This window comes from Desmonostoc muscorum LEGE 12446 (genome assembly GCF_015207005.2).
Lineage (GTDB): Bacteria > Cyanobacteriota > Cyanobacteriia > Cyanobacteriales > Nostocaceae > Nostoc > Nostoc muscorum.
Genome location: NZ_JADEXS020000002.1, coordinates 477,019 through 493,763 on the forward strand (window position 1 = coordinate 477,019; position 16,745 = coordinate 493,763).

Genomic DNA, 16,745 nt, shown 5'->3' on the forward strand with positions numbered 1-16,745 from the left:
AGCGATCGCCTGCTTTTAGTCTAAACTCCAGTAATATCCTTCCCATCAATTAACACTTTTCCAATCGTAGGGGGATATAAGCCTAAAATCAGCTTAGAAATAGTTGTTTTTCCCGAACCACTGCGTCCAACTAAAGCAACCATTTGACCAGGTTCGATCTCAAAACTGAGATTTTCTAGAATATTACTATCGGTCTCTGCGTGATAGCGAAAGGTAACATTTTCAAAGCGAATGCGGCCTTTGAGGGACGGTAAAAATTGGCGAACTTCTTGCTGTAAATCTTCTTCTGGTTGGTAGTCGAGAACATCGTTTAAACGTTCGATCGCAATAATGATCTCCTGCAACTGTTCCCAAAGAAGTGCCATTCTCTGAAAAGGTCGAATGACATTACCAAGCAGCATATTAAAAGCCACTAACTGCCCAATAGTTAACTGATTTTGAATGACTAAATATGCCCCAAAACATAACAACCCAGCCGTAGCTAAAGTTTCAATAGTATTGCTAAAAATTTGCAGACGATTTTGGATAAGTTGTCCAGAAAAGTGAGTTTTGATTTCTTTTCCTAACAATCCTTCCCAATGCCAGCGAACTGACTGTTCGACGGCTGTAGATTTAACCGTGCGAATCCCTGTCAGCGCTTCAATGAGATAGCTTTGTTCCTTGACGATTTCGTTAAATATTTCTCTCGAAATTCTTTTGAGAAAGGGAGTGGCAATTAAGGCCAGAAGAAAAAATGGAGGTACGATCGCTAATACTAATAGTGCCATCTTCCAGGAGTACCAAAACATCAAGCTAACATAAACAAACACCATCAGTAAATCGAGTAAAATCGCTAAAGCTTCTCCGGTTAAAAATCTTTGGATTTTGCGATTTTCCTGTACTCTTGAGATGATATCTCCCACATAGCGAGACTCAAAAAAACTTAAAGGCAAGCGCAAAGTATGGCGGATAAATCCAACGATTAAAGCCAGATCAATTTTATTAGCCGTGTGATCGAGTAAATATTGCCGCAACCCGATAATTGCTACCCGAAACAGACCAAAAATAATTAATCCTAACCCAACTGCTATCAAGGTTAGTTCCGATCTCTGCACCACCACTCGATCTAAGAGAAGTTGAGTAAAAATCGGTGTAATCAGTCCAAAAATTTGCACGAATAAAGAAGCGATAAATATCTCAAAAATGACTAATCCATGTGGCTTAAGTAATTCAAAAAATTGCCAAAAAGGAGTCTTATGTTCTTTGGCTTCTTTGAATGAGACAGTAGGTTGCAACAACAAAGTGTATCCCGTCCAACCTGCTTGAAATTCCCTATGACTGAGAGTTTTTTGTCCGAGCGCAGGATCGGCAATAACAACCGTTTTGGGGGTAATCTCATAAACGACAATGTAGTGCTTTCCTTCCCAGTGAACGATCGCGGGAAGTTGTTGTTTGGCTAATTGCGCTAACTCAGCTTTCACAGGACGAGTGGCAAAGCCGATACTTTCTGCTGCCGCACACAGTCCTGCCAAAGATGCGCCGTTGCGATCGACGTTGGCTATATCTCGAATGCGATTGACACTCAACTGTTTCCCCCAAAACAGAGCGATCATGACTAGACAAGCCGCCCCACAATCAGAAGCACTCAGTTGAGGATAAAAGGGATAGCGGCGGACAATTCGTTGCCATAGATGACTGACTCGTTGAAGGGGTTGAGGAAAGTAAGCTTGGTTAATTTTTTTGTGAGCCTTGGAGGCTTTTGGGGTAATTAAAATGGGAGTGATTTCTTTTTTATCAGGCGTTGAGTCAATTGATGAAGGATTAAAAAGCGAGTTCAAACTTTGAGCTTGAGCCAAAAAATGTTCTCGAATTTGAGGATATTTTGTGAGTAAGGGAAAGATTAATTGAGGAGAAAGATAAGCGAGTTTCGCATTGAGCGAAGTCCTAGCTGAATAAGGCAAAAAATTCTCTTCTGGGAAAAAGGTACACTCACCAAAAGATTCTCCCGATTTAAGAGTGGCAATTAATTCTTTAGCAGAATTGGTGAGTCGAATTTTACCACCAATAATGAGATAAATTCCAGCTTTTGCATCGGTCGTTTGCCAAAATTTACCGACTTTGGGTTCGATGAATTGAATTTGTGGAAGACAGTTGAAAAATTCTTCTTTGCCAAGAGAGTACCCAAGAATCTTGGCAAGTTGTTGAGGAGAAATTGAAGCCGTAGATATTTGTTTTTCCATATTTATCAATCAAGTTTGAAGCAAGCGATTTGCCACAATTCATCAGCATTAAGCACGGCGTTCGATGGCAAATTTTCAATGATAATTCTTCTAGTTTCTGGTTCTGAATCGCTAGATGCATCGATTTTGGACGGTTTTGGTTTAGTAGATAATCCCATCTCTTTGAGTAGGTGGTTAATATAGCGATCGCTCACTTTTATGCGAAACTCTTTTTCTAAATGTTTGCTCAACCAGTCTCCCGTCCAGCGATGAAATGGATAGCCCAAATCGCGGGGAGTCTGACTAACTAATTCTTTGAGCCGTTCTAAATAGCAATCGTTAATGGTCTGCGGACGACCGATAGCGCGTTTTTTCCATTGATGCGCCATCCCGCTTTCAGCCACTAAAATCCAATGTCTGGCGGTAGCGGAAGAACACCCCACCTGCTGACAAATTTCTGCTTGCGATTTTCCTTCATCCGCTAACAACATAATGCAAATGCGTTGGCGGTGCAGTTTAGATAAGTTCTCATCTTCAAGACTTTTTTGTAGTTGCTTGCGCTGAAATTCAGTTAAGCAGCCAGAGGTTTTAGCCAAGTCATGAAACATATAGCGTTCAACAATTGTGATTGTTATTTCCCGATTGAGCTTGCATAAAGTTGCAAATGTAAGCTCAATCGGTTTAATGTCCTTCATTGATCTCTTGGTTGGTTCAAGGAGGACTTTCTACAATGACAATTATTTTGTTATAAAACTTAATATTTTGCGCTTTTGAATAATTTGAATAAAATGACCTCTACAGTTCTAAGAAGAATATGAGACCAGGTTAGTAGTCACACTTTCACCATGTCCGAACTCGATTGTCTCTTGCAACAACTTGCGCTAGCCGCCCAACAACATCCGTCAGGAAGTCTCGCTCGCAATCGTTTTTTATCCAAATTGTTTCGGGAGATACAAGATTCGGGGGAATTGGCGAGTTATCGCTCTTCCTGTCCTCGTCAACTCCAAGGAAACTATTCAGAGATTTATGCAGAGGCTTTACAGCGACTTTTTTATTACATGACGCAACGTATCAATGACTACACGCCAGACAAAGGAAGAGTTATTCAATGGGCAAACGGGCAGTTAAAATGGAAGTTTAAGGAAGCAGTTCGCGACTGGAAAGAATTCGATAAAGACGCTCTTATTCTCTCTTTAGATGAGTTAGAGCAACTATCCTGCTATTGGGTGGAAGAGAATCTCGCCCCTTCTTTATCCGAACAATTGATTGAGATCGTTAAAGAAGATCCAGAAGGAATTTTTCAGCAGACTTATACGGGGAAAAATCCCCAAGCAAACTTTCGCTATATTGCCTTAAAAAGAAATATTGAAGCAGTTTCTTGGTCACAGCTTTCTCAAGAATTGGGAATCAAACTTGTCACCCTCAGCAGTTTTTATCAGCGTTGCTTAGATAAGTTTGCTCTTCTCATTATTAAGTACTTATCAGAATAAATTTTTGGGAGAAATGTTAATGAATTTTACTCGCGATCGCAGCTTATTTAAAGTTTCTCTGACTCGGTTGGCGCATCAATTCGCCCGCCGAATTGCCCAACAGCAATCTCAACCCCAAAAAAGCCAGCAAGTTTATTTAAATAATTTAGCGATTTATGCTGTTAATTATTATTTCCAATGTTTAGGAATAGAGACAGAAGTAAGAACTTCTCTTGTTGATATCCAGGCGCACGATTGTACTGAGATACCGAAGTCTACCGTCGTACAAACCTTATCACAAAGTGCCGCTCTAGAAGTTAAAAACAAAGGAAAAATTGAATGCCGTCCTGTATTACCCAACAGTCAATTTTGTGATATTCCTGCCGAAGTTTGGTCAAATCAAATTGGCTATGTAGCTGTTTTGTTAAATCTAGAACTAACTGAAGCTAACTTACTAGGATTTGTTCAAGCAGTCGAAACCGAGCAGTTTCCTTTAGCGCAATTACAACCACTAGAAAATTTGTTAGATTCTTTGAGTCAAATTCAGCCAGTAGTGTTATTACAGGAATGGTTCGAGCAGAAATTTGCAGTAGGTTGGCAAAGTCTAGAAAATTTATTAACTAAAGTGGAAAATTCCCTACAAACTTCCTCAGCAAATTTTGCCTATAGTTTTAGACATCGCTCATCTTTAAATAAACCTGATGTAGTTGAGGGAGCTAAAGCAATCGTTTTGGTAACTTCCTCAGAGTCAAGCGAGGGCAAAATTCCTAATTTTCCAGAAGCTAAACTGATAGAAAGTGGAATCAAGATAAAAAAGCAATCCCTTATTTTATTAATAGCGATTACTCCAGAAAATGAGGAGAAAACGGGAATTCAAATTCAATTGCACGCTTCGCCTGAAGAAAAATATCTAGCTGATAACATTCATCTAGAGTTATTATCGCCAACGGGAGAAACTGTGAGAAGTGTTGTCTCTCATGCTTATGATAACTGGATTCAACTGCCTTATCTGAAATGCATTCGAGGGGAAACTTTTAGCATCCGCATTACTTTAGATAATATTCATGTAAGTGAAACCTTTAAAGTCTAAGTGAATTTATTTATTAACAACAATGGTAAAAGCGATCGCGATCGATTTTGGCGTAGGAGATTTAGTTAAAGGTTTTTCTGGCGTGACAGCGACGTTATCTCAAGTGGGTAAGTCTCCTTTTTGGCGCTGTAGAAAATCCATTTTACCACCAGCCCCAGAACTCGATCGCGTTTATAAACGTTGGCGCTTACTCTATCAATCTCTTTCTCAAACCCTGCTAAACACGCGCATGGAAATCGAAGAGGGAACGATCGAACGGTTTTCTGAAGTTGAGTTGAAGCTATTATGTCAAGAATTAGCCATAAAACTTAATGATTGGCTGGATTCCCAGGACTTTCTTAGAGATATCAAAGAACCGTTAAGTCGCAAGTTACAAGAAACCGATGAAATTGAGATCGTTATTCAGACGGACGATCCCCTATTGCGTCAGTTTCCTTGGCAACTATGGGATTTTTTGGAGAATTATCCGAAAGCAGAAATTGCATTGAGTGTTCCAGAGTTTGACTTGCCTCCTCAGTCCCCAAAATTAACTGAGAAAGTGAGAATTTTGGCGATTTTAGGCAATGGCAAAGGAATCGACCTCAAAAAAGATCGCATGCAACTGGAAAGTTTATCTGGGGTAGAATTAGAGTTTTTAGTCGAACCTTCTCGACAAGCACTAAATCAACATCTTTGGGCTGAAAAACGGTGGGATATCCTCTTTTTTGCGGGTCATAGTCAGACAGAAGGGGAAAAGGGAGTGATTGCGCTCAATCAAACCGAAAAATTAAGCGTTGATGACTTAAAACACGCCCTCAAAAATGCGATCGCCAAAGGATTACAACTAGCGATTTTCAACTCTTGCGACGGGTTGGGGTTAGCCAAACAACTCGAACAATTGCACATTCCCCAAGTTATCGTCATGCGCTATCCCGTTCCAGACGCGATCGCCCATGAGTTTTTGAAACATTTTCTTAGGGCATTTGAGCGCAACGATTCTCTTTATCTTGCCATCAGACAAGCAAGAGAACAATTGCAAGGCATAGAAGATAAATTTCCTTGTGCCAGTTGGCTGCCCGTTTTATGTCAAAATCCGGCGCTGACTCCTCTGACTTGGAAGGAACTACAAAAAAAAACCGGATTCTGGCATCGAGAATTAAAACCCGCACTGGGGCTGAGTGTAGTTTGTATGGGAGTAGTCATCTTAGTGCGATCGCTTGCCTGGTTGCAACCCCTCGAACTTAAAGCATACGATTTCTTGATGCGGCTGAAACCTCCTGAAGGAGTAGATCCGCGTTTGCTATTGGTTACTGTCACCGAAGACGACGTACAGCAACAACCCGCCGTCGAAAGGGGATCGGCTTCTTTATCTGATCGCACTTTGGATCGACTTTTGACCAAATTAGAACAGTCGCAAGTTACAGCAATTGGGTTAGATATCTATCGAGAAAACCCAGTGCGGAAGGAGTATCCTGCACTAGCAAAGCGGATGAGAGAAAGCGATCGCTTTTTTGGTCTGTGCGCTTATGGACTTCCCGGTGTCGTTCCTCCGCCCGAAGTTCCTCCCCAACGCCAAGGGTTCAATAATATTCTCTTAGATTCAGCAGATGATGTGCTGCGGCGGAATCTCTTGGCGGTAGAATCGCCCGAACCCTGTCAAAGTTACTATTCGTTGAGTTTTCAGTTAGCCAAGCATCACATCGAGAGGAGTCAACCCGACTATCGCTTCATCCCTAACAATAGCAATGGCTACATCCAGCTAGGGACAACCCCATTCAAAACGCTAGATTCTGACATCGGCGGATATCGCCATCTCGATTATCGGGGACATCAAATCCTGATCAATTACCGAAATACTCCGCAGATTGCAGAAACATTGACCCTGATGGATTTCTTAGAACGATATCCCTCCGAACAGATCGGAAAGCGGATCGTTCTCATCGGGACTGTTGCTTCCTCATTTAACGATCATCGATGGTACACGCCGATTGGGAAAATGACAGGCGTAGAAGTTCAGGCGCACTTTGTCAGCCAAATTCTGAGTACCGTTCTAGATCGCCGAACTTTGATTTGGTCTTTGCCACCTTGGGGCGATTTTCTGTGGATTTGGGGTTGGTCTGGCGTGGGAGCAATCTTAGCGTGCAACGTGCGATCGAGGAGGCAGCGATTTTTAAGTTACGGATTTATGTTTGCGATTTTAGGCGGAAGTTGTTGGGGAATTTTGTTGGTTGGGGGATGGCTTCCGTTAGTTCCTTCTATGATAGTTTTAGGATTGACAGGGGGAACAACCCTGTTGAAAAAAGAATTTCCTACTAAATTGTGAAATGGCATGAGCGGGATAAAACGATCGCGGTCTTGGTCAGCCTCTTTATTGATAGCTTTACTACTTGTTTGCGCCAGTAGCTTTCCTTTGCCTGCGTCCGCTCAAGCAAACATTAATCCCTTCAAACGAATTGTCTATACACCTCCAGATCGCAAAGGAACTCCACCCGCAGGAAACCAAACTGGCAGTCGAGGGAGTTGTCCTAAAACCGAGATTCCTTTATTAGCTTTAGGTGGAACATCTGGCTATACGCTTACTGTTAGTGAGTCTCCCATCCTTTGGTTCTATATTCCCTATACAAGCGATCGCGCTTTGAGCGGAGAATTTGAATTACAGAACGAAAGCGGCAAGACAGTCTATCAAATCCCCGTCTCCCTACCAACCACCCCCAAAATTATCTCTATCCGTCTGACGCAATCCCTACAGCTTAACGAACGCTATCGTTGGTATTTGGCGGTTAATTGTCCGTCCGCTCCTGCCTCAGATCGCTTCGCCTCAGAAGGGTATGTAACAGGACTGGTGCAGAGAATCTTACTGCCAGCTGAACTCGAACAGCAATTAAAAAAGGTGCGATCGCCTTTAGAACGCCTGCAAATTTATGCTCAAAACGGGATTTGGTACGATACACTCACCGAATTAGCGCAACTCTATCTCGCACAACCAACCTGGCAAGCAACTTGGAAGGATTTCTTAAAAGATGTCGGTTTGGACAGTATTGCTAACGCTACTCTCGACAGTTCCGAACTGCCAACTACAGCCAATTTCCCACGATGACAAACGGTGCCCAGTAATAGGCGCGATTGTAGTCGCGATCGCGGTAATTTTCCTTATTTAATAACTTTAGTTGAGCCTGTCGGAGTGCCTCTGCTTTTGTTAATTGAGGATTCTGCAAATTCTGATAAAACTCAATCATCAGTTTTGCGGTAGACGCATCATTGACTTGCCACAAGCTTGCTACGGTACTTCTTGCGCCAGCACGGATAGCAACTCCCGCCAGTCCTAAAGCAGCGCGACGATCTCCGGTTGCGGTTTCGCAAGCACTAAGAATTAACAGATCGATGGGTTGTCTATTTCTTCGTTGACTCAATCGCAGTAAGCGTTCTAAATCTTCGACTTGAATGCGTTGACTCCAGTCGAGGACATAGGTTTGTTCGGGATTAGAACTAAAGTTGCCATGAGTGGCAATGTGAACGATAGAAAAAGGGGTGGAATTAATTTGTTTTTGGACGTTGGTTTTGGTAAAGTCTTGTTCCAGCAATTCTTTCTTGCGACTCACTTGACGGCTAATACCATCCAATTCTTCTCGAACGTTGGGAAGAGGATTCAAGTTTTCTTGTTGAAAGCTAGGTGCATTAGTTGCTCCAGCCATTAAAGCACTAATTTTTCCTCGCGGTATGGGTTGCGGATTCAACAATTTTAAACTAGGAATTAGGGCGACTGCATACTTTTCAATTAAATATTTTTTGCCGTCAAATAGTGCAGACATTGGCAGATTTTGTAAAGCACTATCGAGAATAAATACTAAAGTTTTTATTTGTTTTTGTTTGGTTAAGTCATCTTCTAATGGAGATATTATCCAGTGATATAGCTGTTGACTTAATTCTTGAAATTGCCGATCGCGTCGTGGAGTTTTCAGATATTGCCTGAAAGTAGTTACAATTTGAGCTACTTGCTCAGACGTTCGGGAAAGTGTATAAACTCGAAGATTCTCTCCAGGTAAAGAGAGAATGGTAGCTAAACGACCTGATAAAATAATTGGGTAAATTATAGCAGCATTTGGATCGGCTTGATGAACTTGTTTGAGTTTTTTGGTTAAAGTCGCGATCGCATCTTTTTGTCCATTCAATTGACTTTGCTCTTCCCAGCTAAAATCTTCAGGATTGCACCGGAGAAAATTGGAGAGTTCAGCTAATTGTAAGGATTCAATATAATAAAGAGTTTTTTCTAAATTTTGAGGTTCGGCTGCAAATTTTTGCTCTTTTAAAAGCAAATTGACGACTTGCCTATATAATGGCTCAACATTATCTCTAAAAGAAAACTGAACATCTGAGTTAATCGACAATAAGCCTTGTCTGTAAAGCTCTAAATTCTCAACTGCTAATTCATAACTCTGTAAGGCTTTTTCTTGTTCTGCTTTGGCTTCAAAAATTCGACCTAATTGCCATTGCCATTGATAGAATTGTTCGGGAAATTCTTGAGCAATATATGAAGCTTCTTGAGTTTTCGCTTCAGCTTCGGGAAATCTTTGGAGATATTCATATAATCCCCCTAAATTGCCTAATACGTAAGATTCAGTGGCGCGATCGCCAATTATTTGAGCTTCTTTGAGCGCAGTATTTAAGCGAGGGATAAAACTGTCCCACCAACGCTCTTTTTGAAAATACTGCTGTTGTAAGCAAGCAAGATTTTTACTATAGTTAATCGTTGCATAAATTTTAAATTGACTTAGCGGTAAATCTTCTAATTTTATTTTATCTACTAGTTTTGCAGCTTGTGAATATTCGGAAATTTCTAGTAATACCCTCAAACGATTTAATTCTGCTTTAGTTTTTATAATTTTTGAAGAGTTTTTTTGCAGAGACTTATTATAAGTTTCTAGTGCCAATTGATAACTCCTTTTAGGCAGTTCGGATAGAGAACTTCCTTGACACTTCCAAGACAGATAATTATATTGAAGTTCAGCTTGTCTATCTCGCTCTAAATTTGCGATCGCGGTTTGAGTACTCCCCAAACTTAATAAAGTTGCTGCTGGATCGGGATCTGAGGAAACCAATGTCAGTTTTTCTAGAATAATTTTTGATTTATTTAAGTCTCCCATCACTCGCAATGTATCTCCGAAAATCCGCCAAGCAGTCACTAATGAAGGGGCTAAATTTTGAGAAAGATTTTGAGTTTTTTCTTGAAGCAATTCTGGCGTTAATTCTTTACAGTTTTTAACAGTAAATCCTACAGATTGAGTCAACAACAGACAAGCATGAGGATAAAAGCCTAATTTCTGTAAAGCATACGCTTGATAAACCTGACTTCGTATTCGTCCATTGTCATCCTGTAATTGAGCATAAATCTGCGTAGCTATTTGACAGTTTTGCAAGGCATTTTCTGCTTGCCCAAACTCTAGCTGTGTACGACAGAGATTCGTTGACGAAATCGCTAAGTTTTTCAGTTCTTTATTGCCTTGAGATTGAAAAAAATTGACGGCTTCTTGAAACTTTTCGACAGCTTCAGCTAAATTTCCCGATTGATAAGCTCGTTCGGCTTGTTGGATTAATCGATCCGCATTTATTTGAGTTGACGTTTGCGAGAATACGGGTAAGATACCAAGGGCAAAGAATAGACTGAGGAAGAATAGCAGTAAGTTAGGAATCAACCTCTTCATATTTACTTATCCGAAACAGACTGCCGACAAGATAAGCCATTGGGAATAAAAGAGATTTGTGTCCAATTAATCGGAGTAAATTTGTTTGCGATCGGATTATTTGCTGAAGTTTCTACAGGAATTAATCCTTCATAACTAAAAGGCTCTTCTGTCAACCAATCATTAGGAGAAGTTCGGAATCCTCCTCGCCCTACCTGATAAAATTCTGTACTTGCTTGACCTCGATTGACTTGACATCCTTGGAGAATTCGATCTGTAACTAAAGCTTCAGGTAAGCTTTCTAAGCCTCTAGTTGGGTCAATTCCCAAGTTGTTGATATTAATAGTACCGTCCAAACCAAATTGAGAACTCGCAGTAATGTCACTCAAAGGAGTTAGTTGTTCTCGAACTTCTAAGCCAAAAATTCCCTGAGTCGTAATATTGATATTACCTCCCCGGCCGGTAAAAGCATTGGCAGTAATATCACTATTTTCTAACGGGTTGGCAACGATAAAGTTAGCATTAATCGTGATGTTTCCGCCATCGCCTCCAGCTTGGGCAGTTCCCGCCGTGGTGGAGATTTGACTTTCATTCCTGAGACTGAGCAAGTTTTGTAGATTGAGAGTGATATTCCCACCAGTATTACTAGCAGTTTGGGCAGAAATTAGACCATTATCTAGACTGAGGTTGCCAGCAAAAATGTCGATATTGCCTCCAATTCCTTTGCCTTGCGAGTTAACGCTAATAGCCGCCCCCTCTTGGATAATTAAGGTTTGAGGGTCAATAAATATATCACCTCCATTACCTTGGGAATTTACGTTTGTATCAGCAAATATTCCAGTGTTGGAACCAGAAAGAAAAAGGCGATCGCGAATGTTGAGATTGATATTACCCGCATCTTCGTCGCCTAAAGTAGTCGTACTAATTTTACCTCCGTTAGTAGCGTTGAGGGTATAGGCGGTGATATTAATGTTACCTGCTTTTCCGTTATTAAATGTAGATGCTGACACTCTAGCACCATCTCGAACGCTCAACTGTTGAGTATTAATGGTCAAGTTGCCCCCATCTCCCTCCCCTAGAGTTGAAGAAAAAAAACCGCTGATCCTGTCATCAGCACCAGTGCCAATTACTTCCACTGATTCAGAAGCAGTAATGCTTAAATTGCCACCTTTTCCCAGTCCCAAAGTTCCAGCACTGATCTGTGCCCTATCTTGAACAACTAACCGTCTAGTATCAAGTCTCAAATTGCCTGCATCTCCCTCTCCTTCAGTTTGAGTAGACAAGACACTAGAAAAGCCAATCAGTGCCACTGATTCAGAAGCAGTAACAGTTAAATTACCCCCATTTCCTTTGTTGCGAGTACCAGTAAATATTTGTGCCCCATCTTGGATAATTAGTTGCTCAGTATCAACGTTTAAGTTTCCTGCATCTCCCTCTCCTAGAGTTGAAGAAAACAAGCCACTAGGAGAACCATTAGTACCAATGCCAATCAGTTTGATCGATTCAGAAGCACTAACGGTTAAACTCCCTCCTTTACCCTTGCCAAGGGTAACAGCACTTACCCTTGCCCCATCTTGGATAAGCAACCGTTGGGTGTCAAGGAACAAGTCGCCCGCATTTCCCACTTCTCCCACTTCTCCCACTTCTCTATCACGTGGTTGATTAGCAGTAAATAAGCCACTAGGATCTCCATCTGGAGCAATGCCAATCAGTTCCACAGACTCGGAAGCCTTGACCTTTAAAATACCTCCATTGCCGTTACCGAAAGTACCAGCACTAATCTGTGCCCCATCTTGGACAAGTAATCGCCTAGTGTCGATCGTTAAATTGCCCGCATTTCCCTCTGCATAAGTTTTAACGAACAAACCACTAGCATCACTATCAGCATCAGTACCGACTACTTCTACCAATTCAGAAGCAATAATGGTTAAATTCCCTCCCTTACCCTTACTGAAAGTATCAGCACTAATCTGTGCCCCATCTCGGACAAGTAACCGTCCAGTATTAAGGATCAAGTTGCCTGCATCTCCCTCTCCTTCTGTGTTGGCAAACAATCCACTACGATATTCATTGTTAGGCGTAACGCCAACCAGTTCCACAGATTCAGAGGCGGTGATAGTTAAATTCCCTCCATTGCCTTGTTCACCAAAAGTAGTAGTACTAATTTGCGCCCCATTTCTGACAATTAACTGCCTAGTGTCAATGCTCAAGTTACCTGCATCTCCCTCTCCTTGATTCCCAGTAGCCAAAACACTGGAAAATCCATTCACTATGTCGCCAATTAATTCGACCGACTCAGAAGCAGTGACACTTATATTGCCTGCCTTGCCCTTGCCAAAAGTAATCGTACTTACCTCTGACGCTCCTCGAATAATTAACTGCTCAGTGTTAACGGTCAAGTTGCCCGCATTTCCCTGCCCTCTGGTCTGAGCAGACAAAAGACTGAAACCCCCAACTTCTACTAACTCAGAAGTGGTGATAGTTAAATTGCCCCCCTGCCCCTCGCCTTGAGTGATAGTACCTATCAGTGCTTCATTAGTAAGAAACAACGACCTTGCTGTGATATTAATATCGCCACCCTTTAAACCTGGTAATGAGGTAAAACTTTGGCTACTAATACGCCCGTTATTCACTGAAATATCTGCATCACTTTTGAGTGTAATATTACCACCCAATAAACCATCAGAAATAATTCTTGCTCTAGGTTCGAGAGTAATATTATCTTTAGCTATAAGAGCGATATTACCCCCATTGCCTAAGAAATTGCCATCATCAGACGATAATGCCGAAGCATCTATTGTTCCTTGAAGTTTAATCTGGTTATTGGTATCAATTGTTATCCCTTGACCACTGATTGATGAACCATTTGATGATTGAGTAATAACTACATCTCCAAGGTCTACAGTTGTATTAGAACCATTTATTTGCACCTTTATGTCAGAATTAACAGTTAATCCAGTACTTGTTCCCGCTTGATTTACTAATTCTGCTAAATTGGTGGTTAATATCTCTGTTGGTGCTTGAGGTTGAGTTACTTGAGTTATATTTGTCCCTGTTGTATTCATTTGAACAACAGTTTTTCCTGGGACAGTTAACAGATTAACTTGACCAGCAGGTGTTCCAATCTGACCCGTACTAATTATTGTTCCTCCTACTAAAGTCAGATTTTGCTCTGTACTTAATTGTCCAGCATTAATAATTGCTTTGGCTTCTAATTCCTCAAATTGCAATGCCACAGAAGGCATATTTATCGTTAATAATGGTGGTGCATTAGGATTAGTAACGCTAAAACGCTCTCCATTCGCAAAAATCAAGCTATTAGCAGTACTAGCGATAAATGACCCTCGAATGTCTAAACTGGCGTTAGCACCAAAAATAATGCCGTTGGGATTAATGAGAAAGAGATTGGCATTGCCCAGAACCCCTATTTTTCCCAACAACAGCGAGGAGTTATTTCCTGTCACGCGGCTGAAAATATTTTGAACAGCCTCTGGATTAGCAAAATAAGCGGCATGTCCTTCAGATATATTGAATTCGCGAAAGCTGTGAAACAGGTTAGCCCCGCGAGTAGCACCCCCGTCAATGAGGTCAACTTGGGAATTAATGGGGCTGACGCGGGATTCCTCACTCCCTAGCGTATTATCGGGTACAATCTGAGCGTTAACACTGAAGTTAGCGCTATTGAAAGCCAGGAAGAAGAAACAGAGTAACAAAAGCGATCGCTTATTCCCAGTTATAGAATCCAAAAATCGAGTCATTTTCCAGATTTTAGCAAATCTTTGGATAATATACTTTTTTCGCATTATGTATCCCATCTGACGCACAGACAACTGTCACAATCGGTTGTTACTGAAGTAAATCAATTATAAGGATAAAATAACAGGGTAAGAGCATCTGAATCAGGCTTGACACAAGGAATCAGAAGAATCTAATGTATTGTTGATGAAACAACTGAGAACCTGAATTAAATAATTGGCGTTGCATAATTGAAGTATGAATTCAAGCGATCGCTATGCAATGTCCAAGGTGTGGATAAACTCATATCCGCAAGAACGGCAGAAAATATGGTAAACAAAATCACATCTGTGTGATTTGTGGTCGTCAATTTATCAACTCTTACGAACAGCAAGGTTATTCAGAAGAAATTCGTAGTGAATGTCTAGAAATGTATGTAAATGGCTCCGGCTTTCGTGCAATAGAACGAGTCAAAAAAGTACATCGCTTTTTAATGTTAAGCAATATTTCGCCAACAGTCGTCATGAACTGCGTACACCAGCACGCATGAAAATAAGATACATTTGCTATTAAGACTGGTAAAGAGGTCGAAGATCCTTGGTGCTAAGAGCCTGCCCAACAGTCTGACCTGGATACCTTCAAGCACCACAAACTGTCGCCCCCGACTGGGAGAGCACGCAAGTCAGAATTTGACACTCAGGTGTCCATGCCAGTCGTCTAAAGTGAATGAGGGAGAAGAATCATGGAAGTCATTCATCCTCGATGTGCTGGATTAGACGTACACAAGAAGACAGTAGTTGCCTGCGCCATTACTCCATCTCCACAAGGGGGATGGCACAAAGAGACTCAAACATTTACAACAATGACGGGGGAGTTGTTGAAACTGTCTGACTGGTTATTAGCTAGGGAATGTACGCACGTAGCTTTTGGATTGTACAGGAGAATACTGGAAGCCAGTCTTCAACATTCTGGAAGCTAGCTTTGAAGTGATGCTAGTGAATGCCCAACACATCAAAGCTGTACCGGGACGCAAGACAGATGTCAAAGATTCTCAATGGATTGCTGAATTACTGCAACATGGACTTTTGCGGCCAAGTTTTATACCCCCAATTGCCCAAAGAGACTTGCGTGATCTAACTCGTCACCGGACAAACTTTGTTCGTGAGCGAGTAAACCTAGTGAACAGAATTCAAAAGGTACTAGAAGGAGCAAACATTAAATTAGCGGCAGTAGTCTCTGATGTGATGGGAGTATCTGGACGTGCGATTCTAGAAGCGATTGTTCTTGGTCAAACTAACCCCGTAATTATGGCTGAACTGGCCAAAGGGCGACTGCGTAGCAAACGGGAAGAACTTATACAAGCCTTAGAAGGACGAGTTAGACCTCATCAAAGATTTATTTTGGCTGAATTATTGTGTCAGCTTGATAGTTTAGATGAAACCATTGCTCGTTTTGATGAGGAAATTCAACGCTACTGTGACCCTTTTAAACCTGTAGTTGAACTTCTGGACACCATTCCTGGTGTGGGACGGCAAACCGCAGAAATGATTGTTTCGGAAATTGGTGTTGACATGAGTCGTTTTCCCAGTGCATCTCATTTGTCCGCTTGGGCTGGATTGGCTCCAGGCAATTATGAAAGTGCAGGTAAACGACTTTCGGGTAAAACTCGTAAAGGCAACCAGACCCTTCGTTCTGGCTTAATGCAATCAGCCCATGTTGCATCTCACTCCCGTACTTATCTTGCTGCTCAATATCGTCGTATTGCTGCTAGGCGCGGTAAAAAGCGGGCCACAATGGCAGTTGCTCATTCAATTTTGGTCATTGCTTACCATGTCATTCAGCGTCATGAGCCGTATCGGGAATTAGGAGTCAATTACTTTGATCAACAGCGTCCAGAAACAATGACTAAAAGACTGGTCAAGCGACTGGAGCAACTGGGCCATCGTGTCACTCTTGAATCTCAAAACCCTACCCAAGTTATTAGCTGCGGTTAGATTTTCAAGTCAGGATTCTAAGGCGGTAATTTGGTTAATCATCTGGGAATATAATCCTCTTCTTTATATATTCACTCCCTGACATCAGTCTGTGTGACTTGAAGAAGATTTTGGACATGTTGTCCACTTTTACCTTCCAAAAATGGATGTCCAAGTTTACCTTCCAAGAACGTCAAAAAAATAGCATAAAGGAAAACTAAACTGCTCAAACTCTATGCCTGTATGCAAGATAAAGGTTTTGGTAATAGCGATACTTACTGCGGCAAGCGATCGCAAAGCTTGTGAAAAATCCTACAAGTTAGGCAATAAGTTGGTATTGAGCCGTATTCAAGCGGATTTATGTCCATTTTCTTCTTCCATTTCTGTTATTCTGTCCATTTTCTTTTTCCAAAAGAGCGTAGCTTGCCGCCGAAGGCATCGCTTGCTTAATGCCTTAACGAAGTTATAGGTATTTCAGCTTGCAACTTGTCCAATTTCTTCTTCCAAACCTGTCCAAAATCTTCTTCAAGTCACAAATTGTCTACCTGTTCTCAGCAATCGAAAAAGCTTTTGCCCTACGTCAGTTGCGACAACGCTCTTAAACCCGCACAACGCACAATGCA

10 protein-coding genes and 1 pseudogene are annotated in these 16,745 nt (G+C 41.5%); 7 read left to right on the plus strand and 4 right to left on the minus strand.

Features of this window, described 5'->3' with window-relative positions; translation table 11 throughout:
• Positions 1–20: 20 nt before the first annotated feature.
• Together IQ276_RS38585 and IQ276_RS38590 are read right to left on the minus strand one after the other, a co-directional pair.
• Positions 21–2,219, minus strand: coding sequence for a peptidase domain-containing ABC transporter (locus tag IQ276_RS38585; protein WP_193914703.1), 2,199 nt, complete (start codon positions 2,217–2,219; stop codon positions 21–23).
• Positions 2,220–2,224: 5 nt separating this feature from the next.
• Positions 2,225–2,893 (minus strand): helix-turn-helix domain-containing protein, encoded by a 669-nt coding sequence (locus IQ276_RS38590; protein ID WP_309245655.1) that lies wholly within the window; start codon positions 2,891–2,893, stop codon positions 2,225–2,227.
• Positions 2,894–3,043: 150 nt separating this feature from the next.
• Here IQ276_RS38590 and IQ276_RS38595 point away from each other — a divergent pair, with 150 nt between their 5' ends.
• The 4 genes from IQ276_RS38595 to IQ276_RS38610 are packed head-to-tail and all read left to right on the plus strand — an operon-like array spanning position 3,044 to position 7,833.
• Positions 3,044–3,688 carry a sigma-70 family RNA polymerase sigma factor gene (locus IQ276_RS38595; RefSeq protein WP_193914705.1) on the plus strand — a complete coding sequence of 215 codons (645 nt, stop codon included), beginning with the start codon at positions 3,044–3,046 and terminating at the stop codon, positions 3,686–3,688.
• Positions 3,689–3,707: 19 nt separating this feature from the next.
• Complete coding sequence (locus IQ276_RS38600; RefSeq protein ID WP_193914707.1) at positions 3,708–4,757, plus strand: DUF1822 family protein; 1,050 nt, start codon at positions 3,708–3,710, stop codon at positions 4,755–4,757.
• Between the two features lie 22 nt (positions 4,758–4,779).
• The gene (locus IQ276_RS38605) at positions 4,780–7,059 is read left to right on the plus strand and encodes a CHASE2 domain-containing protein (protein WP_193914709.1); all 2,280 of its coding nucleotides are present in this window, start codon (positions 4,780–4,782) and stop codon (positions 7,057–7,059) included.
• Between the two features lie 6 nt (positions 7,060–7,065).
• Positions 7,066–7,833 (plus strand): DUF928 domain-containing protein, encoded by a 768-nt coding sequence (locus IQ276_RS38610; protein WP_193914711.1) that lies wholly within the window; start codon positions 7,066–7,068, stop codon positions 7,831–7,833.
• Here the strand turns inward: IQ276_RS38610 and IQ276_RS38615 are convergent.
• Together IQ276_RS38615 and IQ276_RS38620 are read right to left on the minus strand one after the other, a co-directional pair.
• A complete protein-coding gene (locus IQ276_RS38615; RefSeq protein ID WP_193914713.1) occupies positions 7,811–10,435 on the minus strand; it encodes a CHAT domain-containing protein in 2,625 nt (874 codons plus the stop codon). The two genes, IQ276_RS38610 and IQ276_RS38615, sit on opposite strands and share 23 nt — an antisense overlap.
• Before the next feature lie 2 nt (positions 10,436–10,437).
• Positions 10,438–14,172 carry a two-partner secretion domain-containing protein gene (locus IQ276_RS38620; protein ID WP_193914715.1) on the minus strand — a complete coding sequence of 1,245 codons (3,735 nt, stop codon included), beginning with the start codon at positions 14,170–14,172 and terminating at the stop codon, positions 10,438–10,440.
• 284 nt (positions 14,173–14,456) lie between these two features.
• Here IQ276_RS38620 and IQ276_RS38625 point away from each other — a divergent pair.
• From IQ276_RS38625 to IQ276_RS38635, 3 genes and pseudogenes are all read left to right on the plus strand, one after another.
• Positions 14,457–14,633: pseudogene (locus IQ276_RS38625) on the plus strand (IS1/IS1595 family N-terminal zinc-binding domain-containing protein); the annotation flags it as partial.
• A gap of 442 nt (positions 14,634–15,075) precedes the next feature.
• Positions 15,076–16,143 carry an IS110 family RNA-guided transposase gene (locus tag IQ276_RS38630; protein WP_228042885.1) on the plus strand — a complete coding sequence of 356 codons (1,068 nt, stop codon included), beginning with the start codon at positions 15,076–15,078 and terminating at the stop codon, positions 16,141–16,143.
• A gap of 214 nt (positions 16,144–16,357) precedes the next feature.
• A complete protein-coding gene (locus IQ276_RS38635; protein ID WP_235116491.1) occupies positions 16,358–16,591 on the plus strand; it encodes a hypothetical protein in 234 nt (77 codons plus the stop codon).
• The last annotated feature ends 154 nt before the right edge of the window (positions 16,592–16,745 follow it).